This is a genomic window from Novosphingobium arvoryzae (assembly GCF_014652615.1).
Lineage (GTDB): Bacteria > Pseudomonadota > Alphaproteobacteria > Sphingomonadales > Sphingomonadaceae > Novosphingobium > Novosphingobium arvoryzae.
Genome location: NZ_BMZD01000002.1, coordinates 244752 through 262131 on the forward strand (window position 1 = coordinate 244752; position 17380 = coordinate 262131).

16 protein-coding genes are annotated in these 17380 nt (G+C 67.8%); 5 read left to right on the plus strand and 11 right to left on the minus strand.

The features are described from left to right. The first annotated feature begins 2 nt into the window (after window positions 1-2). Window positions 3-1151 (plus strand): alpha-hydroxy acid oxidase, encoded by a 1149-nt coding sequence (locus IE113_RS04425; protein WP_189539216.1) that lies wholly within the window; start codon window positions 3-5, stop codon window positions 1149-1151. A gap of 79 nt (window positions 1152-1230) precedes the next feature. Here the strand turns inward: IE113_RS04425 and IE113_RS04430 are convergent, their stop codons facing one another. Both IE113_RS04430 and IE113_RS04435 read right to left on the minus strand, forming a co-directional pair. Beyond that, the gene (locus IE113_RS04430) at window positions 1231-2751 is read right to left on the minus strand and encodes a M56 family metallopeptidase (protein WP_189539217.1); all 1521 of its coding nucleotides are present in this window, start codon (window positions 2749-2751) and stop codon (window positions 1231-1233) included. Next, a complete protein-coding gene (locus IE113_RS04435) occupies window positions 2748-3146 on the minus strand; it encodes a BlaI/MecI/CopY family transcriptional regulator (RefSeq protein ID WP_189539218.1) in 399 nt (132 codons plus the stop codon). The genes IE113_RS04430 and IE113_RS04435 overlap by 4 nt, the downstream gene beginning before the upstream one ends. A gap of 564 nt (window positions 3147-3710) precedes the next feature. Here IE113_RS04435 and IE113_RS04440 point away from each other — a divergent pair. After that, window positions 3711-4556, plus strand: a complete 846-nt coding sequence (locus IE113_RS04440; protein ID WP_189539219.1) for a universal stress protein — start codon at window positions 3711-3713, stop codon at window positions 4554-4556. A gap of 61 nt (window positions 4557-4617) precedes the next feature. Here IE113_RS04440 and sdhA read toward each other — a convergent pair whose 3' ends face one another. The 4 genes from sdhA to IE113_RS04460 form a co-directional block, all read right to left on the minus strand. Then, window positions 4618-6441, minus strand: a complete 1824-nt coding sequence (sdhA, locus tag IE113_RS04445) for a succinate dehydrogenase flavoprotein subunit (protein WP_189539220.1) — start codon at window positions 6439-6441, stop codon at window positions 4618-4620. Next, a complete protein-coding gene (sdhD, locus tag IE113_RS04450; protein ID WP_189539221.1) occupies window positions 6441-6824 on the minus strand; it encodes a succinate dehydrogenase, hydrophobic membrane anchor protein in 384 nt (127 codons plus the stop codon). Before sdhD ends, sdhA begins: the two co-directional genes overlap by 1 nt. A 12-nt stretch (window positions 6825-6836) precedes the next feature. Beyond that, window positions 6837-7223, minus strand: coding sequence for a succinate dehydrogenase, cytochrome b556 subunit (gene sdhC, locus IE113_RS04455; RefSeq protein ID WP_189539222.1), 387 nt, complete (start codon window positions 7221-7223; stop codon window positions 6837-6839). Between the two features lie 97 nt (window positions 7224-7320). Further along, entirely contained in the window at window positions 7321-7506 is a 186-nt protein-coding gene (locus tag IE113_RS04460; RefSeq protein WP_189539223.1) for a hypothetical protein, read from the minus strand. Window positions 7507-7630: 124 nt separating this feature from the next. Here IE113_RS04460 and IE113_RS04465 point away from each other — a divergent pair, with 124 nt between their 5' ends. From IE113_RS04465 to IE113_RS04475, 3 genes are read left to right on the plus strand one after another with little or no spacing between them, the layout of a single operon-like run. Then, a complete protein-coding gene (locus IE113_RS04465; RefSeq protein WP_189539224.1) occupies window positions 7631-8347 on the plus strand; it encodes an SDR family NAD(P)-dependent oxidoreductase in 717 nt (238 codons plus the stop codon). Further along, entirely contained in the window at window positions 8337-9239 is a 903-nt protein-coding gene (gene bla, locus IE113_RS04470; protein ID WP_189539225.1) for a subclass B3 metallo-beta-lactamase, read from the plus strand. Before IE113_RS04465 ends, bla begins: the two co-directional genes overlap by 11 nt. Further along, window positions 9236-10195 carry a 50S ribosomal protein L11 methyltransferase gene (locus IE113_RS04475; RefSeq protein ID WP_189539226.1) on the plus strand — a complete coding sequence of 320 codons (960 nt, stop codon included), beginning with the start codon at window positions 9236-9238 and terminating at the stop codon, window positions 10193-10195. Before bla ends, IE113_RS04475 begins: the two co-directional genes overlap by 4 nt. 158 nt (window positions 10196-10353) lie before the next feature. Here the strand turns inward: IE113_RS04475 and IE113_RS04480 are convergent, their stop codons facing one another. From IE113_RS04480 to recN, 5 genes are all read right to left on the minus strand, one after another. Then, entirely contained in the window at window positions 10354-11523 is a 1170-nt protein-coding gene (locus IE113_RS04480) for a tetratricopeptide repeat protein (RefSeq protein ID WP_189539227.1), read from the minus strand. A gap of 25 nt (window positions 11524-11548) precedes the next feature. Beyond that, a complete protein-coding gene (locus IE113_RS04485) occupies window positions 11549-12988 on the minus strand; it encodes a glycosyl transferase family protein (protein ID WP_189539228.1) in 1440 nt (479 codons plus the stop codon). Window positions 12989-13120: 132 nt separating this feature from the next. Beyond that, entirely contained in the window at window positions 13121-13615 is a 495-nt protein-coding gene (locus tag IE113_RS04490) for a CinA family protein (protein WP_189539229.1), read from the minus strand. 4 nt (window positions 13616-13619) lie between these two features. Further along, on the minus strand, window positions 13620-15662 hold the full coding sequence (gene ligA, locus IE113_RS04495) for an NAD-dependent DNA ligase LigA (protein ID WP_268248091.1): 2043 nt from the start codon (window positions 15660-15662) through the stop codon (window positions 13620-13622). Next, entirely contained in the window at window positions 15659-17323 is a 1665-nt protein-coding gene (gene recN / locus IE113_RS04500; RefSeq protein WP_189539230.1) for a DNA repair protein RecN, read from the minus strand. Before recN ends, ligA begins: the two co-directional genes overlap by 4 nt. Window positions 17324-17380 lie beyond the last annotated feature (57 nt).

Here is a 17380-nt window from a genome sequence, read left to right on the forward strand (position 1 = left end):
ATATGCGCCTGACCGATTGCCACAACATCGACGATTTTCGCCGCCTCGCCAAGCAACGGCTGCCCTGGCCCGTGTTCGATTACATCGACGGAGCCGCCGACGATGAGCTGACCAAGCAGCGCAACACCGATGCCTATGCCCGCGCCGATCTGGTCCCGGACGTGCTGGCCGGGGTGGAAACCATCGACACCAGCTGTTCGATCATGGGCCGCACCAGCGCGCTGCCGCTGATCCTTTCCCCCACCGCGCTGCAACGCGTGTTCCACTGGCAGGGCGAACGCGCCGTGGCCCGCGCGGCGGCGAAGTTCGGGCTGTGGTTCGGCATTTCCAGCCTTGCCACCGTCTCGATCGAGGAAATCGGGGCGATGGGGGACAATCCCAAGATGTTCCAGTTCTATTACCACAAGGACCGGGGCCTCAACCGCAGCATGATCGAGCGTTGCCAGGCGGCGAAGTTCGATGCCATCGCGCTGACGGTGGACACTATCGTCGCGGGCAAGCGCGAACGCTGCGCCCGCAGCGGGTTCACCTCGCCGCCCAGGTTCACCGCCCGCAACCTGCTGGGCTATGCGATGAAGCCGCGCTGGGGGCTGGACTACCTGCTACGCGAGAAGTTCGCCCTCCCCAACCTCGACACCCACGTCAGGGAAGGCACCGGCGAAGCCGTCTCCATCGCGGGCTACTTCAACACCATGCTCGACCAGTCGATGGACTGGAAGATGGCCGAACAGCTGCGCGAGGACTGGGGCGGCAAGTTCGCGCTCAAGGGCGTGATGAGCGTGGCCGATGCGCGCCGCGCGGTGGCAATCGGCGCGGATGCGATCATGATTTCCAACCACGGCGGCCGTCAACTCGATGGCAGCCGTTCCCCCTTCGACCAGTTACCCGAAATCGTCGATGCCGTGGGCGGACAGATCGAGATCATCTGCGACGGCGGCGTCCGGCGCGGCACCCATGCGCTGAAGGCGCTGTGTGCCGGAGCCACGGCGGCATCGGGCGGCCGCCTCTACCTCTACGCCCTCGCCGCCGCCGGACAGGACGGGGTGGAGCGCGCGCTGGCGATCCTGCAGGACGAAATCGAACGCGGCATGAAGCTGATGGGCGTCACCCGTGTTGACCAGCTGACGGCGGACCGCCTGCGCTGGCGCTGATCGCATGGGGCGCAGGGCGGATGGGTGACTGAGACCATCCGCCCTGCTGTTTCCAGGTCAGGGATCAAGGGGTGTGCGATCAGCCCTGCTTGGAAAGTCGTTCAATCTCCGCATCCAGTTGCCGGACGATGTCGTCGCGCATCGCGGGCAAGAGCTTGTCGTCCTTCATCAGGCGGTCGCGCGCGGCCTTGATCCCTTCGACCGCCTTGGCCATCGGTGCGCCCTTGGCGCAGAACCGCATCACCATCTTGCGCTGCTTGCCATCCGGGCCGACGCCGGTGCTCTCGGCGGTGGAACCACTGCCTTCGGGGCAATCGAACGCCAGCGGCTTGCCGTCCTGTTCGTGCCACACCATCGCGCCGGGAGCACCCTCGCCGTGCAGGCGCTTCACGATCACGCGGGTCTGGCCATCCACGGGCGGGACCGGCGGAACCGGGGGAACGGGCGGCACCGGGGGCATTGCGGCCATGGCGCGGGCAACCTTTTCCTCGACCTCGGCATCGGTCAGATCCTTGCTGGTCTTGAGCACGATGGTCTTGCCATCGCGGGTCACGACCCGGGTCTTGAGCGCGGCATCGGCATTCTCGCCATCCGCCTGCTTCTCGACAATCACGATCCGGTGCTGCTGGTGAACTTCCGGCGCGGGCATCGCTTGGGGAGCGGGCGGAGCCTCTGGCGCAGAGGGCGCGGCCTCGGCGGCGGAGTACGAGATCGAGGCGGTCAGCGGCAGCGCCAGCGCGCCAACCGCAATCAGGGTGCGGCCTGCCAGTCGGCGGCGCGGGGTGGGTTCATGCATGGTCAGGCTCCTCAAACGATGGATGATGCTTTTCTCGCCCAGCACCGGGCAGGCCATCGGCGCGGCCAGGGCAAGGCGGGGGGACTTGGCAAACGTGGCAATCAGGTGGGCATAGGCGGCGCGGGTGGCCCCATCGGCCCCGGCCAGCACGCGGGCATCGCAGGCGGCTTCTTGATCGCGGCGCAGGGCGCGCCATCCGGCCCATGCCAGCGGGTTGAACCAGTGCAACGCCAACAGCGGCTGCATCGCCAGGTTGACCGCCAGGTCCCGCCCCGCATGGTGCTGCAATTCATGGGTGATGGCGAGGTCGCGTCCGGCGCGGTCCGCCCGGTCCATGAACCCGGCGGGCAAGGCCACGACCTTGTCCAGCACCCCGAACGCCACCGGCGATTGCGTCGCCGGGCTTTCGACCAGCCGCACCGCCCCGACCTGCCCCAGCGGCTGTGCATCCGCCAGCAGCGCCCGCCGCATCCGGATATAACAGGCCGCGCGCCACAGCAGGAACAGCCCGGCCCCGCCCAGCCAGAGCGCCAGCAGCAGGTCTGGCCAGAGCGGCGCGGCGGCCGGCGCGGCGGTCAGCATGACTTCGGCGACCGCCCCGTCCGCTGCCACGGCAGCCACCGGCGCGGCTGGCAGGACCAGCGGCGGCAGCATCAGGCGCAGCAGCGGCAAGGCCCACAGCGTATAGGCCATGCCGGGGCCAAACCAGCGCGCCACCGGACGGCGGATCACCAGCACCAGCGCGATCAGCCCGCCGGTGACCAGCAGCGTATCGAGCAGCCAGGTCAGCACCGGCGCATTCATTGCCCGGCCCCTTCGCGCAGGCCCTTCAGCAGCGCCTCGATCTCGGACAGGTCCGCCTCGCTCAGCGCCTCGGCTTCGGCCAGGTGGGCGAACAGGCCCGCCGCGCTGCCACCGAACAGCCGTTCGACCAGCCGCCGGGATTCACCCGCGGCATAGTCCGTCCGGGCGAGCAGCGGGCGGTAGAGAAAGCGCTTGCCCTGCGGCTGGGTCGCCACCGCCTGCTTGGCCACCAGCCGCGACAGCAGCGTCTTGACCGTGGGCAGGGTCCAGCCCCGCGCGGGGGCGACGGCATCGGCCACCTCGTTGGCAGTCAGCGGCGAGCGCGCCCACAGCGCCTCCATTACCGCGTGTTCCGCCTCGCTGATCCGTTCGCCGGGTTCGGGCGCTTCGGCCATGTCCTCACCTCATCGTTTACACTCGTAATCGACTACAGTTGTAAACATGAAGCGTGGATGAATGCAATCGGTCATCCAGCGGCTGCCAGCGACCGCCTTTGCAAACTGCCTCCTTTGATTTTCAAGGCTTTTCCCAGGTTAGTTGATGAAAGTCATCCGCAGGGCGGTGTTGTACTCAAAAAACGGGCCTGCCCTGCCCCACGCCACCCGCAACGGGAATCCAACAGAGTCAAAGCGCCGGGCCTGAGTATGACAGGTTTGCCGGATGTAGGAAAACCGGGGGATTGCAAAAGCCAGCGCCAGGCGGGCGATCTTGATGTCCGCCCGCGGCAATCACCGGCAAGACCGTGGCGCGCGCGCCGGACATCCGCGTGGCCGTTGCCAGAGTCGGCTTGAACCGCCGGACATTTGCGTTACTTTAGCAACGCGGGCCGGGCCCCTCTGGCGACCATCCCGGTCGTGATGTCGGACCGCATCGGGTGAGCCCGATGCCGGTTTGTTGTATTTTCGCCATGCCGGTGCGCGGGCCACTCGTTTCTGAACGACGAAACGAGGAAATTGCCAGTGACCGATACCATTCGATCCAGATCCGTGGCGCTCTATGCTCCGCTGGGCAGCTTCGCCGTGGACCGGGGGCCAGCGGCATATGCGCCGGCACTCTGCCAGGCCATCGGCGCCAGCCTGACCGGGCTCTTGTTCAATATCGAAGCCAATGCCACGCCATCGGCCGACGGGCTGAGCCTGTCCGCGCAGGAACAGCAAGCACGGGATCGCGATCAGGCCAACGCCGCCAATGCCGCGCAACTGGAACAGCGCTGCTCCGCCCTCAGCGTTCCCGCGCGCACCGTTACCGCCATCGACCACTCGCAGGGACTGATCAACTACATCGCCGATCATGCCCGGCTTCACGACGTGCTGATTACCGGATCACGCCGCTCCGGCCCGCTGAGCGACCGGATCATGGCGGAAAATCTGCTGTTTGAAACAGGGCGGCCACTGCTGGTCGTGCCGGAGGCGCATGACGGCCAGTTTGCAGCGCGGCGCATCGTTGCGGCCTGGGACAACAGCCGCAACGCCGCGCGGGCGCTGGGAGATGCGCTAGCGCTGCTGCCACAGATCGAGGACGTCGTGCTGCTGACGGTCGGCGACGAAAAGGCCATTCGTTCGACGCTGGATCAGGCCGATCTGGTCGCCGGCATCGCCCGGCGCGGCATCGCGGCCAGCGTAGAACGGCGATTCCTCAATGGCCGCAAGATCGGTGAAGCCTTGCAGGATACGGCCATCGAACTGGATGCCGACCTGCTGGTCATGGGCGGCTGCGGCCATTCCCGCTTGCGCGACTTCCTGCTGGGCGGCGCCACGATCAGCGTCCTGGATAACCCGCGCCTGCCAGTGCTGCTGTCGCACTGAACACAAAAAGGCCGGAGCGTTGCCGCTCCGGCCTTTCCTGTTCCAGCGCTGAAGCAGCGGCTTAGTAAACGCGCTTCTTCGGCTTGATGTAGTCCACGTCGTCGGTCAGCGTGAATTCGTGCACCGGGCGGTAGTCCAGCCGGACTTCGCCGCCCTTGCCGCCCCAGCCGTTGAACCAGGCAGCGGTGTGCTTCATCCAGTTGGCGTCGTCGCGATCGGGGAAGTCCTCGTGCGCGTGGGCGCCGCGGCTTTCCTTGCGGTTGTGGGCGCCGTGCAGCGTGACAGTGGCCTGGCTGATCAGGTTGTCCAGCTCCAGCGTCTCGATCAGGTCCGAGTTCCAGATCAGCGAGCGGTCGGTAACGTGGATGTCCTCCATCCGCTTGTAGGTTTCGGCCAGCTTGACCTTGCCTTCCGCCATCAGTTCATCGTTGCGGAACACGGCTGCGTGCTTCGACATCGTGCGCTGCATTTCGGTGCGCACTTCCGCCGTGGGCGAGCCGCCCTTGGCGTTGCGGAAGTGGTCGAGCCGGGTCAGCGCGAGGTCGGCGCTGTCCTTGGGCAGGGCCTGGTGCGCGGTCTGCGGCTTGATCAGTTCCTTCAGGCGGTGGCCCGCCGCGCGGCCGAACACCACGAGGTCGATCAGCGAGTTGGAACCCAGGCGGTTCGCGCCGTGGACTGAAACGCAGGCAGCCTCACCCACCGCGAACAGGCCAGGGACGACCGTTTCGGGGTTGCCGTCAGGCCCGATGGTCACGACTTCGCCGTGATAGTTCGTCGGGATGCCGCCCATGTTGTAGTGCACGGTCGGCACCACCGGCAGCGGCTGGCGGGTCAGGTCGACACCGGCAAAGATCTTGCCCGATTCGGTGATGCCCGGCAGGCGTTCGCCCAGCACCTTGGGATCGATGTGATCGAGGTGCAGGTAGATGTGGTCCTTGTTCGGACCCACGCCGCGCCCTTCGCGGATTTCCAGCGCCATCGAGCGCGAGACGACGTCGCGCGAGGCGAGATCCTTGGCCGAGGGGGCATAGCGCTCCATGAAGCGCTCGCCTTCGGAGTTGGTCAGGTAGCCGCCCTCGCCGCGCGCGCCTTCGGTGATCAGCACGCCCGCGCCGTAGATGCCGGTCGGGTGGAACTGCACGAATTCCATGTCCTGCAGCGGCAGGCCGGCGCGCAGCACCATCGCCCCGCCGTCACCGGTGCAGGTGTGGGCCGAAGTGGCGGTGTAATACGAACGGCCATAACCACCGGTCGCCAGCACCACGGCCTTCGCGCGGAAGCGGTGGATCGAGCCATCGTCCATGCACAGCGCGATCACGCCCCGGCATTCCGGCACGCCGCTGGCGCCGGTTTCCATGATCAGGTCGATCGCGAAGTATTCGATGAAGAAGTCCGCGTCGTACTTCAGGCTCTGCTGATAGAGCGCGTGGAGCATGGCGTGGCCGGTGCGGTCCGCCGCGGCGCAGGTGCGCTGCACCGGCGGGCCTTCACCCATGTTCTGCATGTGGCCGCCGAACGGGCGCTGATAGATCGTGCCATCCGGGTTGCGCGAAAACGGCACGCCCGCGTGTTCCAGCTCGTACACCGCCTGCGGCGCTTCGCGGACCATGTATTCGATCGCGTCCTGGTCGCCCAGCCAGTCAGACCCCTTGACGGTGTCGAACATGTGCCAGGTCCAGTGGTCGGGCGAATTGTTCATGAGGCTCGCGGCGATCCCGCCCTGCGCGGCCACGGTGTGGCTGCGGGTGGGGAACACCTTGGTGATGCACGCGGTCTTCAGGCCGGCTTCGGCGCTGCCCATCGTGGCGCGCAGGCCAGAGCCGCCCGCGCCGACGACGACGGTGTCATAAGTGTGGTCGATGATCTTGTAGGCAGGCGCGGACATCAGGCAGCTCCCAGCGCGAGGCGAACGATGCTGAACAGGCCGAAAGCGGCCCCGGCAAAGACGGAAAGGTTGAGCAGCGCCATGCAGGCGAACTTGTTGGCGTGTTCGTAGACATAGTCCTCGATCAGCACCTGGATGCCCAGGCGCGCGTGCCAGAACGCCGACACGACCAGCAGGGCCATCGCCGTTGCCGGGATGCCGCCCGAAATCCATTCGCGCACCGTCTTGAAGTCATAGTCCGGCAGCGTGATCAGCGAGATGATCAGCCACAGCCCCAGCACCAGGTTGCCGATGGCGCTGAAGCGCTGCACCAGCCAGTGATGCGCCCCCGAATGCGCCGAGCCCAGCCCGCGCACCCGTCCGATCGAAGTTCCGTTACCCATGTCTCAGCACTCTCAACGCAGGATCGTCGCCCAGGTGGCGACAGTCAGCACGATGGCCACGATCGGCGTCACCACCGACCAGAAATTGTTGCTCTGCAGTTCGAACCCCGCGCCGATATCCAGCACGAAGTGGCGCAGGCCAGAGCACATGTGGCTGAAGAACGCCCAGGTCAGCCCGATCAGCACGACCCGGCCATACCAGGCGGTGGCGTGCGTGGTGAACACGGCATAGGCCGCTTCCCCGCCAACCAGCGCACCCAGCCACCACAGCAACACGCCCAGGCCCGCGAAGGCCAGGCCATTGCCGGTAACGCGGTGCAGGATCGAGATGGCCATCGCCGGGCCCCAGCGCCAGATTTGCAGGTGCGGCGAAAGCGGGCGGTTTTTCACTCCGGCCATGCGGCTGTTCCCTTTCGTGACTTTTGCGGGCGCAAGGACGCCCCCCTTCGTGCAAACCCCATAACCAAAACGCGGGGCCGTGCAAGCGGTCCTAAGGTCAGGACTTGCGGATCGCGCCTTCGAGGCGCCGAAATGGCGAACAGATCGAGCGGATATTCGTGCCGGGAAGGCTGGTTGCCTTTCCAAACGAATGTCCGTTCGAGATGGAAGCCATTTCGGCGTCCCTGCGGGATTTGATCAGAATGGCCCATTGCGGCGTCGGGTCGGCGCGAAATATCGACATATTCCCGCGCCTCCCCTTCTTGCACCGGGCCATTCTGCTTCAAACCTCGAAGGCGCGCTCCGCAAGTCCTGACCTTAGCCTTATCTGACTTGTCCCACGGCGCGGCGTGCGCCAATGGCAGGGGATGAGCACACTTACCGCACTTGTCACCGGATCCTCGCGCGGCATTGGCGCGGCCATCGCCGCCCAGCTGCGCGCGCGCGGCGTTACCGTCATTGGCCACGCCACCCGCGCGGTGGACGAACACACGATTGCCGCCGACCTGACCGATCCCGCCGCCCCGGCGCGGATCTGGGGCGAGGCGCTGGAGCGCGGCGGCGGGCGGATCGACCTGCTGGTCAACAACGCCGGGCTGTTCAGCCCCAATCCGATCGCGCTGTCCGACATCCAGTGGCTGGACAACTGGGAAGATACCCTGCGGATCAACCTGACCGCATCAGCAGAACTGTCGCGCTTTGCGGTGAAGCACTGGCTGGATGATGGCCGCGCGGGCCGGATCGTCCACATCGCCAGCCGCGCCGGATACCGGGGCGATTCGCCCGACCACTGGCACTATGCCGCCGCCAAGGGCGGGATGATCGCGATGCACAAGACCATCGCCCGCCAGTATGCCGCGAAGGGCGTGATGAGCTATGCCATCTGCCCCGGCTTCACCGACACCTCGATGGCCGACGATTACCTCGCCAGCCGGGGCGGCGCCGGGCTGCTGGCCGACATTCCGCTGGGCCGGGTCGCCACGCCCGACGAAATCGCCACGATCGCCACGTTCTGCGCGCTCGACGCGCCGGAAAGCATGACCGGCGCGGTGCTGGACGCCAACGGGGCGAGTTATGTTCGCTAGGCTCGCACTGGCGGGCGCGGTGCTGCTGACGCTGGGCGCGGCGGCTCCGGCGGAACGCACGGGCGCAAGCCCAAGGGCTAGCAAGGACATCGCGGGCGCCTGCGCCGGGCGCGATGGCTGGTCCGATCCCGCCCCGCCCGCGCATATTCACGGGCGCAGCTGGTATGTCGGCACGTGCGGGATCACGGCGGTGCTGGTGGAAACCGCCGCCGGACTGGTGCTGATCGATACCGGGCCAGAGGACGCCGCGCCGCACGTGCTGGCCAATATCCGCGCGCTGGGGTTCGATCCCCGGCAGGTCAAATGGCTGCTGATGACGCACGAACATTTCGACCATGTCGGCGCCATGGCCGCGATCCAGCGGGCGACCGGGGCCAGGCTGGTCACCGGGACCGAGGCCGCCGCCGTGATGCGGTCCGGGCAGGCGCACCCGGCTGACCCGCAGGCCGATCTGCTGGCGAAGTATCCGATGGCCCCGGCCCGCGTCGACCGAACGCTGCGCCACGGCGGCGCGCTCACCGTCGGCGGCACGCGCTTTGCCCTGCACGCCAACCCGACGCACTCGCCCGGATCGACCAGCTGGACCTGGCAAAGCTGCGAGGGCAAGCAGTGCGTGACCGTGGCCTACGCGGATTCGACCAACACGATCTCGTCCGACACCTACCGCTTCACCGCCCATCCCGACCGGGTGGACGCCGCGCGCGCGGGCCTGCGCGTGATCGAGCGCCTGCCCTGTGACGTATTGCTCACCCCGCATCCGGGCAGCAGCGCGCTGCTGGAGCGCCTCTCGGGCAAGGCCCCGCTGGCCCAGCCGCGCGCCTGCATCGCCTATGCCGCCGGGGGCAGCGACCGGCTGGCGAAACGCCTTGCGCGTGAGGAAGCCGGCCAATGACCAGCTGGAAAGTCACCGCCCTCGCCCCCCGCCCCGTGATCGAAGGCGCGCTGCTGGCGCACGAGGATGCGTTCGACTGGGACCCGGACATCGTCATTTCCGGCAGCGAGATTGCCGAGGACAAGCCCGACGACTGGCAACTGGAAGCGTGGCTGCCGCGCAAGCCTTCGCGCGCCGACAAGGCCGCGCTGGCCGCGCTGTTCGCGGATGGCCCGCCGCCGTTCGAGATCGAGCAGCTGCCCGAGGTCGACTGGCTGACCACCAGCCAGCAGGGGCTGGAGCCGATTCGCGCCGGACGGTTCCACGTCCACACGCCAGAACATCCGCCGCTGGCCCAGCCGGGCGTGCGCGACTTCTGCATTCCGGCCAGCCAGGCCTTCGGCACCGGCCAGCACGCCACGACGGCCGGATGCCTCGCCATGCTGGGCGCGATGAAGCGCAGCGGCGTGGTGGTGAAGAACTGCGCCGACATCGGCACCGGCACCGGCCTGCTGGCCTTCGCCGCGCTGGACCTGTGGCCGCGCGCGCTGGCGACCGCGAGCGACATCGACCACGTCTGCGTTGGCGTGGTGGAGGACAACGCCGCGCTGAACCACGTGGCCATGGGGCCGCGCCCCGGTGAGCTGGTGATGCTGGTGGCCGACGGGATGGAGCATCCGCTGCTCGCCGCGCGCGGGCCTTATGACCTGGTGATCGCCAATATCCTTGCCGGGCCGCTGATCAGCCTTGCCCCGGATTTCGCCAAGGCGCTGGTGCCGGGCGGGCATCTACTGCTGGCCGGGCTGCTGGAAACGCAGGAGGCACAAGTGCGCGCCGCCTGCCGCCGGGCCGGGATGCGGCTGGCGGGGCGAATGGTGAACGGCGACTGGTCGATCCTGTGGCTGCGCAAGCGCACCGGCGCGCGGGTCCATGCCTCACGCCCCGGCGCACTGCCCGAATGGTCGCGCAAGTGGTGATGGATAGGCCCTGATCCGAACCAGACGGTTCGGATGTTGCGGCACCGACCCGCTCCCCCGCCCGGCCACCCAACGAGATGGTATGCTCTGGGTGACCGGGCGGGGGAGCGGGCCGGTGCCGCTGCTGAAATTCGCATCTTGCGAATTTCAGGACACCTCTAGAACCGCGCGTAATGCTCCAGCCGGATGCGGGCGGTGGAGTAGGACGGCGGACCGCCGTGCCGGAACACCCGCACGCCCTCGGCGCGGAAAGTCAGCCCTGCCGGACCGAACAGCCGCACCGCCGCGCCGCCGCCCAGTTCCTCGAACTCGTTGTCACGCAGGCCCTTGGTGTCGAAGCCCGCTGCCGCATGGAGATAGGCATCGAGCGCCCAGCGCTCATTCTCCGCCAGCCGCAGGCCCGGACGGACGCGCCCGGTGAACAGCACGTTGTCGTCATAGCGCGAATAATAGATGCCGTCGGCATAGACATCCGCCACCGGGCGGATGCCGCCGCCTTCGCGCGGGGCCATGTTCCAGTCGTTGTAGTAGAGGAACCCGCCGCGCACATCCCCGCGCCAGCGCGTCCGCCCCCGGTCGACCAGGTCATAGGCCGCGCCGCCTTCGACGAACAGCGCCAGCCCCGGCAGCGGGCGCAGGCGCAGACCGGCCGCAACGGCGGCCATGTTGTCGGTATAGACCTGCGGCCCGAACGGCCCCTTGCCCGAACGGCTGTCCACGTTCAGCCGCACCCCGACATAGGCCTCCACCACCGGCGCATCGGCCAGCACCACGCCGACCCGCGCCTGGACCGGCAGCACCGCCATGTCCCAGTACGAGTTGTATTCGGGCGCGGCATAGGTCTCACCGAAGATGTCCCCCTTTTCCGCCGGACCCCAGGCCCCGCCGGCCGAGCGCAGGTAGGCCAGCTCCGCCCGTGCCGGCCGGTCCGCCGGGTCGAGCTGCGCCGCGCGCTCGAACGCCGTGATCGCGCCAGACCGCTGCCCCAGCGCCTTGCGGATGTAACCGACCTGCTTCCACAGGTCCGCCCGTTCCGGCTGGAGGGCAACCGCGCGTTCGAACCACGGCAGGGCCTCGGCCCGGCGATCCTGCTTGAGCAGGTAATAGCCCGCCTCAAGCTGGATGCGCGGATCGTCCGGATAGCGCGGAGCGGCTTCGGCCAGCGCGGCGAACGCCGCCGCCGGGTCTTGCTGGGCCTGCGCGTAATAGCGGTTCAGCACCTCTTCCGGGTTGGCCAGCGCCGTGCCGGCATTGAGCAGGGCGGCGCCCGCCAGCAGCGCGGCGGCCAGACGCGGCCAGCGGCGCGCGGGTGTATTTGTCTTGGTCATGGGGTCCCTCTGTTCCATCGCCGGGTCAGTTCAGTTCGCTGGGGGTATGCTCGGTCTTGTCCCACGGGATCGGCTCATGCCGCTTGCGCGCGCGGAAATAGAACAGCAGCGCCCGGGTGGTTGCCAGGAAGTTGATGAAATTGCCCCAGACCGCGCGCGGGATGGAAAGCACAGCGTGGATCAGGCCATAGATCGTCAAAGTGCAGGCAAACCGCACGATCAGCTGGATCAGCATGATGAAGAAGTTGATGATCAGCAGATACCACACCAGCGTGCCTTCGGGGACGACGTTGGGGAAGGTCTGGTCATCGGTGATCTGCCAGCGCGTGATCCACAGGCCCAGCGTGAAGACCACCAGGATATAGCCGGCGAAGTTCGCCAGGTTGCCGAACAGCACCTTGCGATCGCGCCACAGCATGTAGCTGTGCATCGCCCCGCCGCCGCGCCAGCCCAGGTGCTCCCAGCCCTGCAACGAGATGCCCAGCACCCAGCGCGTCTTCTGCCGCACCGCCGCGCGCAGCTTTTCCGGGAAGGCGCTGCGGATATAGGGGTATTCCTCGTCCACGGTGACTTCGGGCGCGATGTCCGGGTGCTCGCTGTAGACCGGCTTGCCGGGTTCGACGAACGCCTCGTTCGCCTTCATCCGCACCAGTTGCAGCGGCAGCTCGTAGTCCTCGGTCAACGTGTCTTCGGAAAAGACCTTGCCGTGGTTGACCTCGGCCGCCAGCAGCATGGCCCGGCGGCTGAACGCCGCGCCCACCCCGGCGCTGGGGATCACCCCGGTCAGCCATTCGCGGGTGCGCATGTCTTTCAGGTGCAACTGCGCGAATTCGTCCATGTAATGGCCGGCGGTGAATTTCCACCAGCGCACCTTTTCCGGAAACACCGGCAGCTGCACGAAGTCCTTGCGCGGGACGAGGTGGTTGAACACCAGGAAGCCGTAGCGCGGGATCGCATCCTCGGCATCGTCGAGCACGAAGATCTCGAACGGCTTGCCCGTGGTCTGTTCCAGCGCAAAGGCATCGGCGATGATCGCGTTCAGGCAGTCGGCCTTGGTCGTCGGGCCATCATGGCCCACTTCGACGATTCGGATCCGTTCGGGATAGAGCGTGCGCGCGCCCTCCACTTCGGCCCGGGTGGCCGGATCGTTGGGATAGACGCCGACGAAGATCGTGTATTCGTCGTACTGGATCTTCTCGATCGCGCGCAGCAGCGTGGCCCGGATCACCTTGTCCTCGCGCCAGGCGGGGATCATCACCGCAATCGGCCGCTGCGGTTCGGCCAGCAGCATTTCGCGCGTCAGCGGGCGGTGCTTGCGGTTGAACGCCGGTCGGCGGAACACCCGCCAGACCACGTAGAACACGTCCATCAGCAGATCATCGATCCCGCTGAACACAAAGACCGTCGCAACAATCGCGATCAGGATCGTGATGATCGGAACGGCACTGTCGATCAATTCCAGCATCGTCAGGTCAGCCTTTCAGGCGAAAAGAGCGATCCGGCGAGGCCGCAAGGCCGCATCGGAACTCTTAACATCTAGCCTGAAGTAACTTACCCGTTAATTGACCTGAAACAAACGTTACACATTCAACGCGGATCAATCTGGTCCGCGCAGCACCGCCGCAAGGTGATCCAGCGCGGCGCGGGTGAAAGTAACCATGTTGGCGATGCGGTCATCGCTGGCGGTTTCGGTGACGCGCACCTGTTCCACGCCGGGGCCGACCACCGCGCAGACGCTGATCCCCGATGCCACCCCCAGCGGATGGGTGCTGCCCCCGGCGGACCCGGATTCGGCAATCCCCCACTCCGCCCCGAACCGGTCGCGGATCGCGCGGGCTTGCAGCAGGGCATAGTCGTTGGTGGCAGAGCGCATCCCGGCATAGGCATCGCGCGGCAGATCGAACAGCACGTCGCGCGCGCGCAGCGAATAGACCACGCCGCCGCCGACATAGAATTGCAGCGCCCCCGGCACGGTCAGCAGCGATGCCGCGATCAGCCCGCCGGTCGCTCCGTCCGCCACCGCGATCTTCTGCCCCCGTGCTTTCAAAGCCTCGGCAATCCGCGCCGCCGTCTGGTGGAACTCCTCCAGCATCGCCCTACCCCGCTGCCTTGACGATTTCGGCCCACGCCGCCTCGTCGATCACTTCGATCCCCAGCGCGGCGGCCTGCTTCAGCTTGCTGCCCGCGCCGGGGCCGGCCACCACCAGATCGGTCTTGGCCGAGACGGACCCGGCCGCCTTGGCCCCCAGCCGCTCGGCCTGCGCCTTGGCCTCGTCGCGGCTCATGGTTTCCAGCTTACCGGTGAACACCACCGTCTTGCCCGCCACCGCGCTGTCTTTCGTTTCCACCACGTAATCGGGCGGGGAGACTTCGGACAGCAGATCGTCCCACACCGCGCGGTTGTGGGGTTCGTGAAAGAAATCGCCCAGCGCCTCGACCACGGCGGGGCCGATCCCGTCGATCGCCAGCAGTTCGGCGCGCGTATCTTCCGCTTCCGCCACCTCCCGCAGCCGGTCCAGCGTCACGAACCGCTTGAGCAGATCGCGCGCCGTGACCGCGCCGACATGGCGGATGCCAAGGCCGAACAGCAGCCGCGCCGCATCCGGCTGGCGCTTTGCCTCGATCGCGGCAAGCAGGTTGTCGACCGACTTGTCCTTCCACCCCTCGCGCCCGACGATCTCCTCGCGGCGGGCCTTCAGGCGGAAAATATCGGCCGGGCTTTCCAGCCAGCCCAGCGCGAAGAACTCGGCAATGGTCTTTTCGCCCAGCCCCTCGATATCGAGCGCACCGCGGCTGACGAAGTGCTTCAGGCGTTCGGTCCGCTGCGCCGGGCAGACCAGCCCGCCGGTGCAGCGCACATCGACCTCGCCTTCCTCGGCCACCGCCTCGCTGCCGCATTCCGGGCAGTGATCGGGGAACGGGAAAGCCGCGCGCGGTTCGTCGCGGGTCAGGTTCTCCACCACTTGCGGGATCACATCGCCCGCGCGCTGCAGCACCACGCGGTCGCCCACCCGCACCTCCAGCCGCGCGATCTCGTCGCGGTTGTGGAGCGTGACGTTGGAGACGACCACGCCGCCCACTGTCACCGGCGTCAGGCGGCCCACGGGCGTCAGCTTGCCGGTGCGGCCCACCTGGATGTCGATGGCTTCCAGCGTGGTCTCCGCGCGTTCGGCGGGAAACTTGTGCGCCATGCCCCAGCGCGGCGCCTTGGCGACAAAGCCCAGCCGCTCCTGCCAGTCGAGCCGGTCGACCTTGTAGACCACGCCGTCGATGTCATAGGGCAGCTCCGCCCGCTCGCGCTCGATCCGCCGGTAATGCGCCAGCATCGCGGCCGTATCGGCGCAGCGCACCAGCAGCGGGGATACCGGCACGCCCCAGGCCGCAATTGCCTGCATCACCTCCAGCTGGGTCGTCCCCGGAATCTCGCTCGCCGCGCCCCAGCCGTGCGCCCAGAACCGCAAGGGACGGCTGGCGGTGACGCTGGCGTCCTTTTGCCGCAGCGATCCGGCAGCGGCATTGCGCGGGTTGGCAAAGACCTTGTCCCCCCGCTCCGCCTGCGCGGCGTTGAGCGCGGCGAAATCGGCCTTGCTCATGAACACTTCGCCGCGAATTTCGAACACGGCCGGCACGTTGCCGCGCAAGGCCTGCGGAATGTCGGCAATCGTGGCGACATTGGGCGTCACGTCCTCGCCCACCTGCCCGTCGCCGCGCGTCGCCGCGCGCACCAGCAGGCCGTTTTCATAGCGCAGCGAACAGGACAGCCCGTCGATCTTGTCCTCCGCCGTCATCGCCACGGGCGCGTCGTCCGGCAGGGCCAGGAACCGCCGCACCCGCGCGACGAATTCGGCCACGTCCTCGTCAGAGAACGCGTTGTCGAGGCTCATCATCCGCACTTCGTGCGTGACTTTCGACAGCGGCGATGCGGCGACGTCATGCCCGACCTGACGGCTGGGCGAATCGGGGCGGATCAGGTGCGGAAAGGCCGCTTCCAGTTCCGCATTGCGGCGCACCAGCGCGTCATAGGCCGCGTCGGAAATCTCCGGCGAATCCTCGGCGTGATACAGCTTGTTGTGATGCGCGATCTGGCGCGCCAGCCGCATCAGCTCGTTGGCGGCATCAGCTTCGGATATCGGGTTCACAACGTCTCCAGCAGCCGGTCCGCCTGCGCGCGGGCCTCCGGCGTCACTTCCGCACCGGAAAGCATCCGGGCGATCTCTTCCTGCCGCCCCGCGTGATCGAGCAGGTGGACCGAGGTGCGCGTTACCGTCCCCTCGCTCGATTTCGCGATCACGTAGTGGCGGTTGCCGCGCGCGGCGACTTGCGGGCTGTGCGTAACGGCCAGCAATTGCCCGCCAGCCGCCAGCCGCGCCAACCGTTCGCCAATGGCGCTGGCAACAGCCCCGCCGACGCCGCGGTCGATCTCATCGAAGATCACCGTTGCCGCGCCGCCCTCTTCCGCCAGCGCGACCTTGAGCGCGAGGATGAAGCGCGACAGTTCCCCGCCCGAAGCGATCTTGCCCAGCGGGGCGAAGTCCGCGCCGGGGTTGGTGGAGATCAGGAATTCCACCCCGTCGCTGCCCGACGGGCCCCAGCGGTCCTCTGGCAAAACGGTGACGCTGGTGCGGAACCGCGCGGCGTCCAGCTTCAGCGGCGCGAGTTCCGCCGCGACCGCCGCGTCCAGCCGCTCCGCCCCGGCGCGGCGCAGCGCGGATACTTCGGCGGCTAGGGCGCGATAGGTCTCGCCCGCCGCCCGGGCCGCCGCTTCCAGCCCGGCCAGCGCCGCTTCCCCGCCCTCGATCGCGTCGAGCTGCTCACGCATCGCGCGCATCTTCGCGGGCAAGTCATCGACCTGGCAAGCGTGCTTGCGGGCCAGCGCACGCAGATCGAACAGGCGGGTTTCGATCCGGTCGAGCGCGGCGGGATCATGGGCCAGCGCCTCGACCGCGCGGGTGATCTTGTCCTCGGCCTCGCCCGCCTCGATCACCGCGCGGTCCAGCGCGTCGAGCGCTTCGGCCAGCAGGGGGTGTTCCGCCGCAATCCGGTCCAGCCGCCGCGCCGCGCCGCGCAGGGCCGCCAGCGCCGAATCCGATCCTGCCCAGAGGTGCTGCAATTCGGCAAGATCGCCGGACAGACGCTCTCCCTTCTGCATGTCGGCGCGGGCCGAGGCGAGTTCCGCTTCCTCGCCCTCCTCCGGAGCAATCGCGGTGAGTTCGGCCAGATGCGCGAGCAACAGGTCACGATCCGCCGCCGCCTGGGCGATGGCGGCGCGGCGTTCGTCCAGCGCGTCTGCCGCGCTGCGCCACGCCTTCCACGCCGCTTCCACGCCGGCAACGTCAGCGCGGGCATAGCGATCCAGCAACTGACGATGGCCGCGCGGATTGACCAGCCCGCGGTCATCATGCTGGCCGTGCAGTTCCACCAGGAACGGCGCCAGTTCGCGCAGCAAGGCGGCGCTGACCGGCTGGTCGTTGACGAAGGCCTTGGACCCGCCGTCCGCTTTCAGCCGGCGCTTGATCAGCAGCGGTTCGCCGGGCTCCACGTCCACTTCCGCTTCGGCCAGCACGGCGCGGACCCCGGCAGGCAGCTGGCTGAATTCAAAGCTGGCGGTGACGCTGGCCTGCTCCTCGCCCCCGCGCACCAGTCCGCTGTCGGCGCGGTTGCCCAGCACCAGCCCCAGCGCATCGAGCAGGATCGACTTGCCCGCCCCGGTTTCGCCGGTCAGCACGCCCAGCCCGGAGCCGAAATCGAGGTCCAGCGCCTCGATCAGCACGATGTTGCGGATGGATAATCTGGTCAGCATGTTCGCGACTCGTTCTAGCGAACAAGCACGCGCGCGCAAATCCCCCTGCCGCGATTG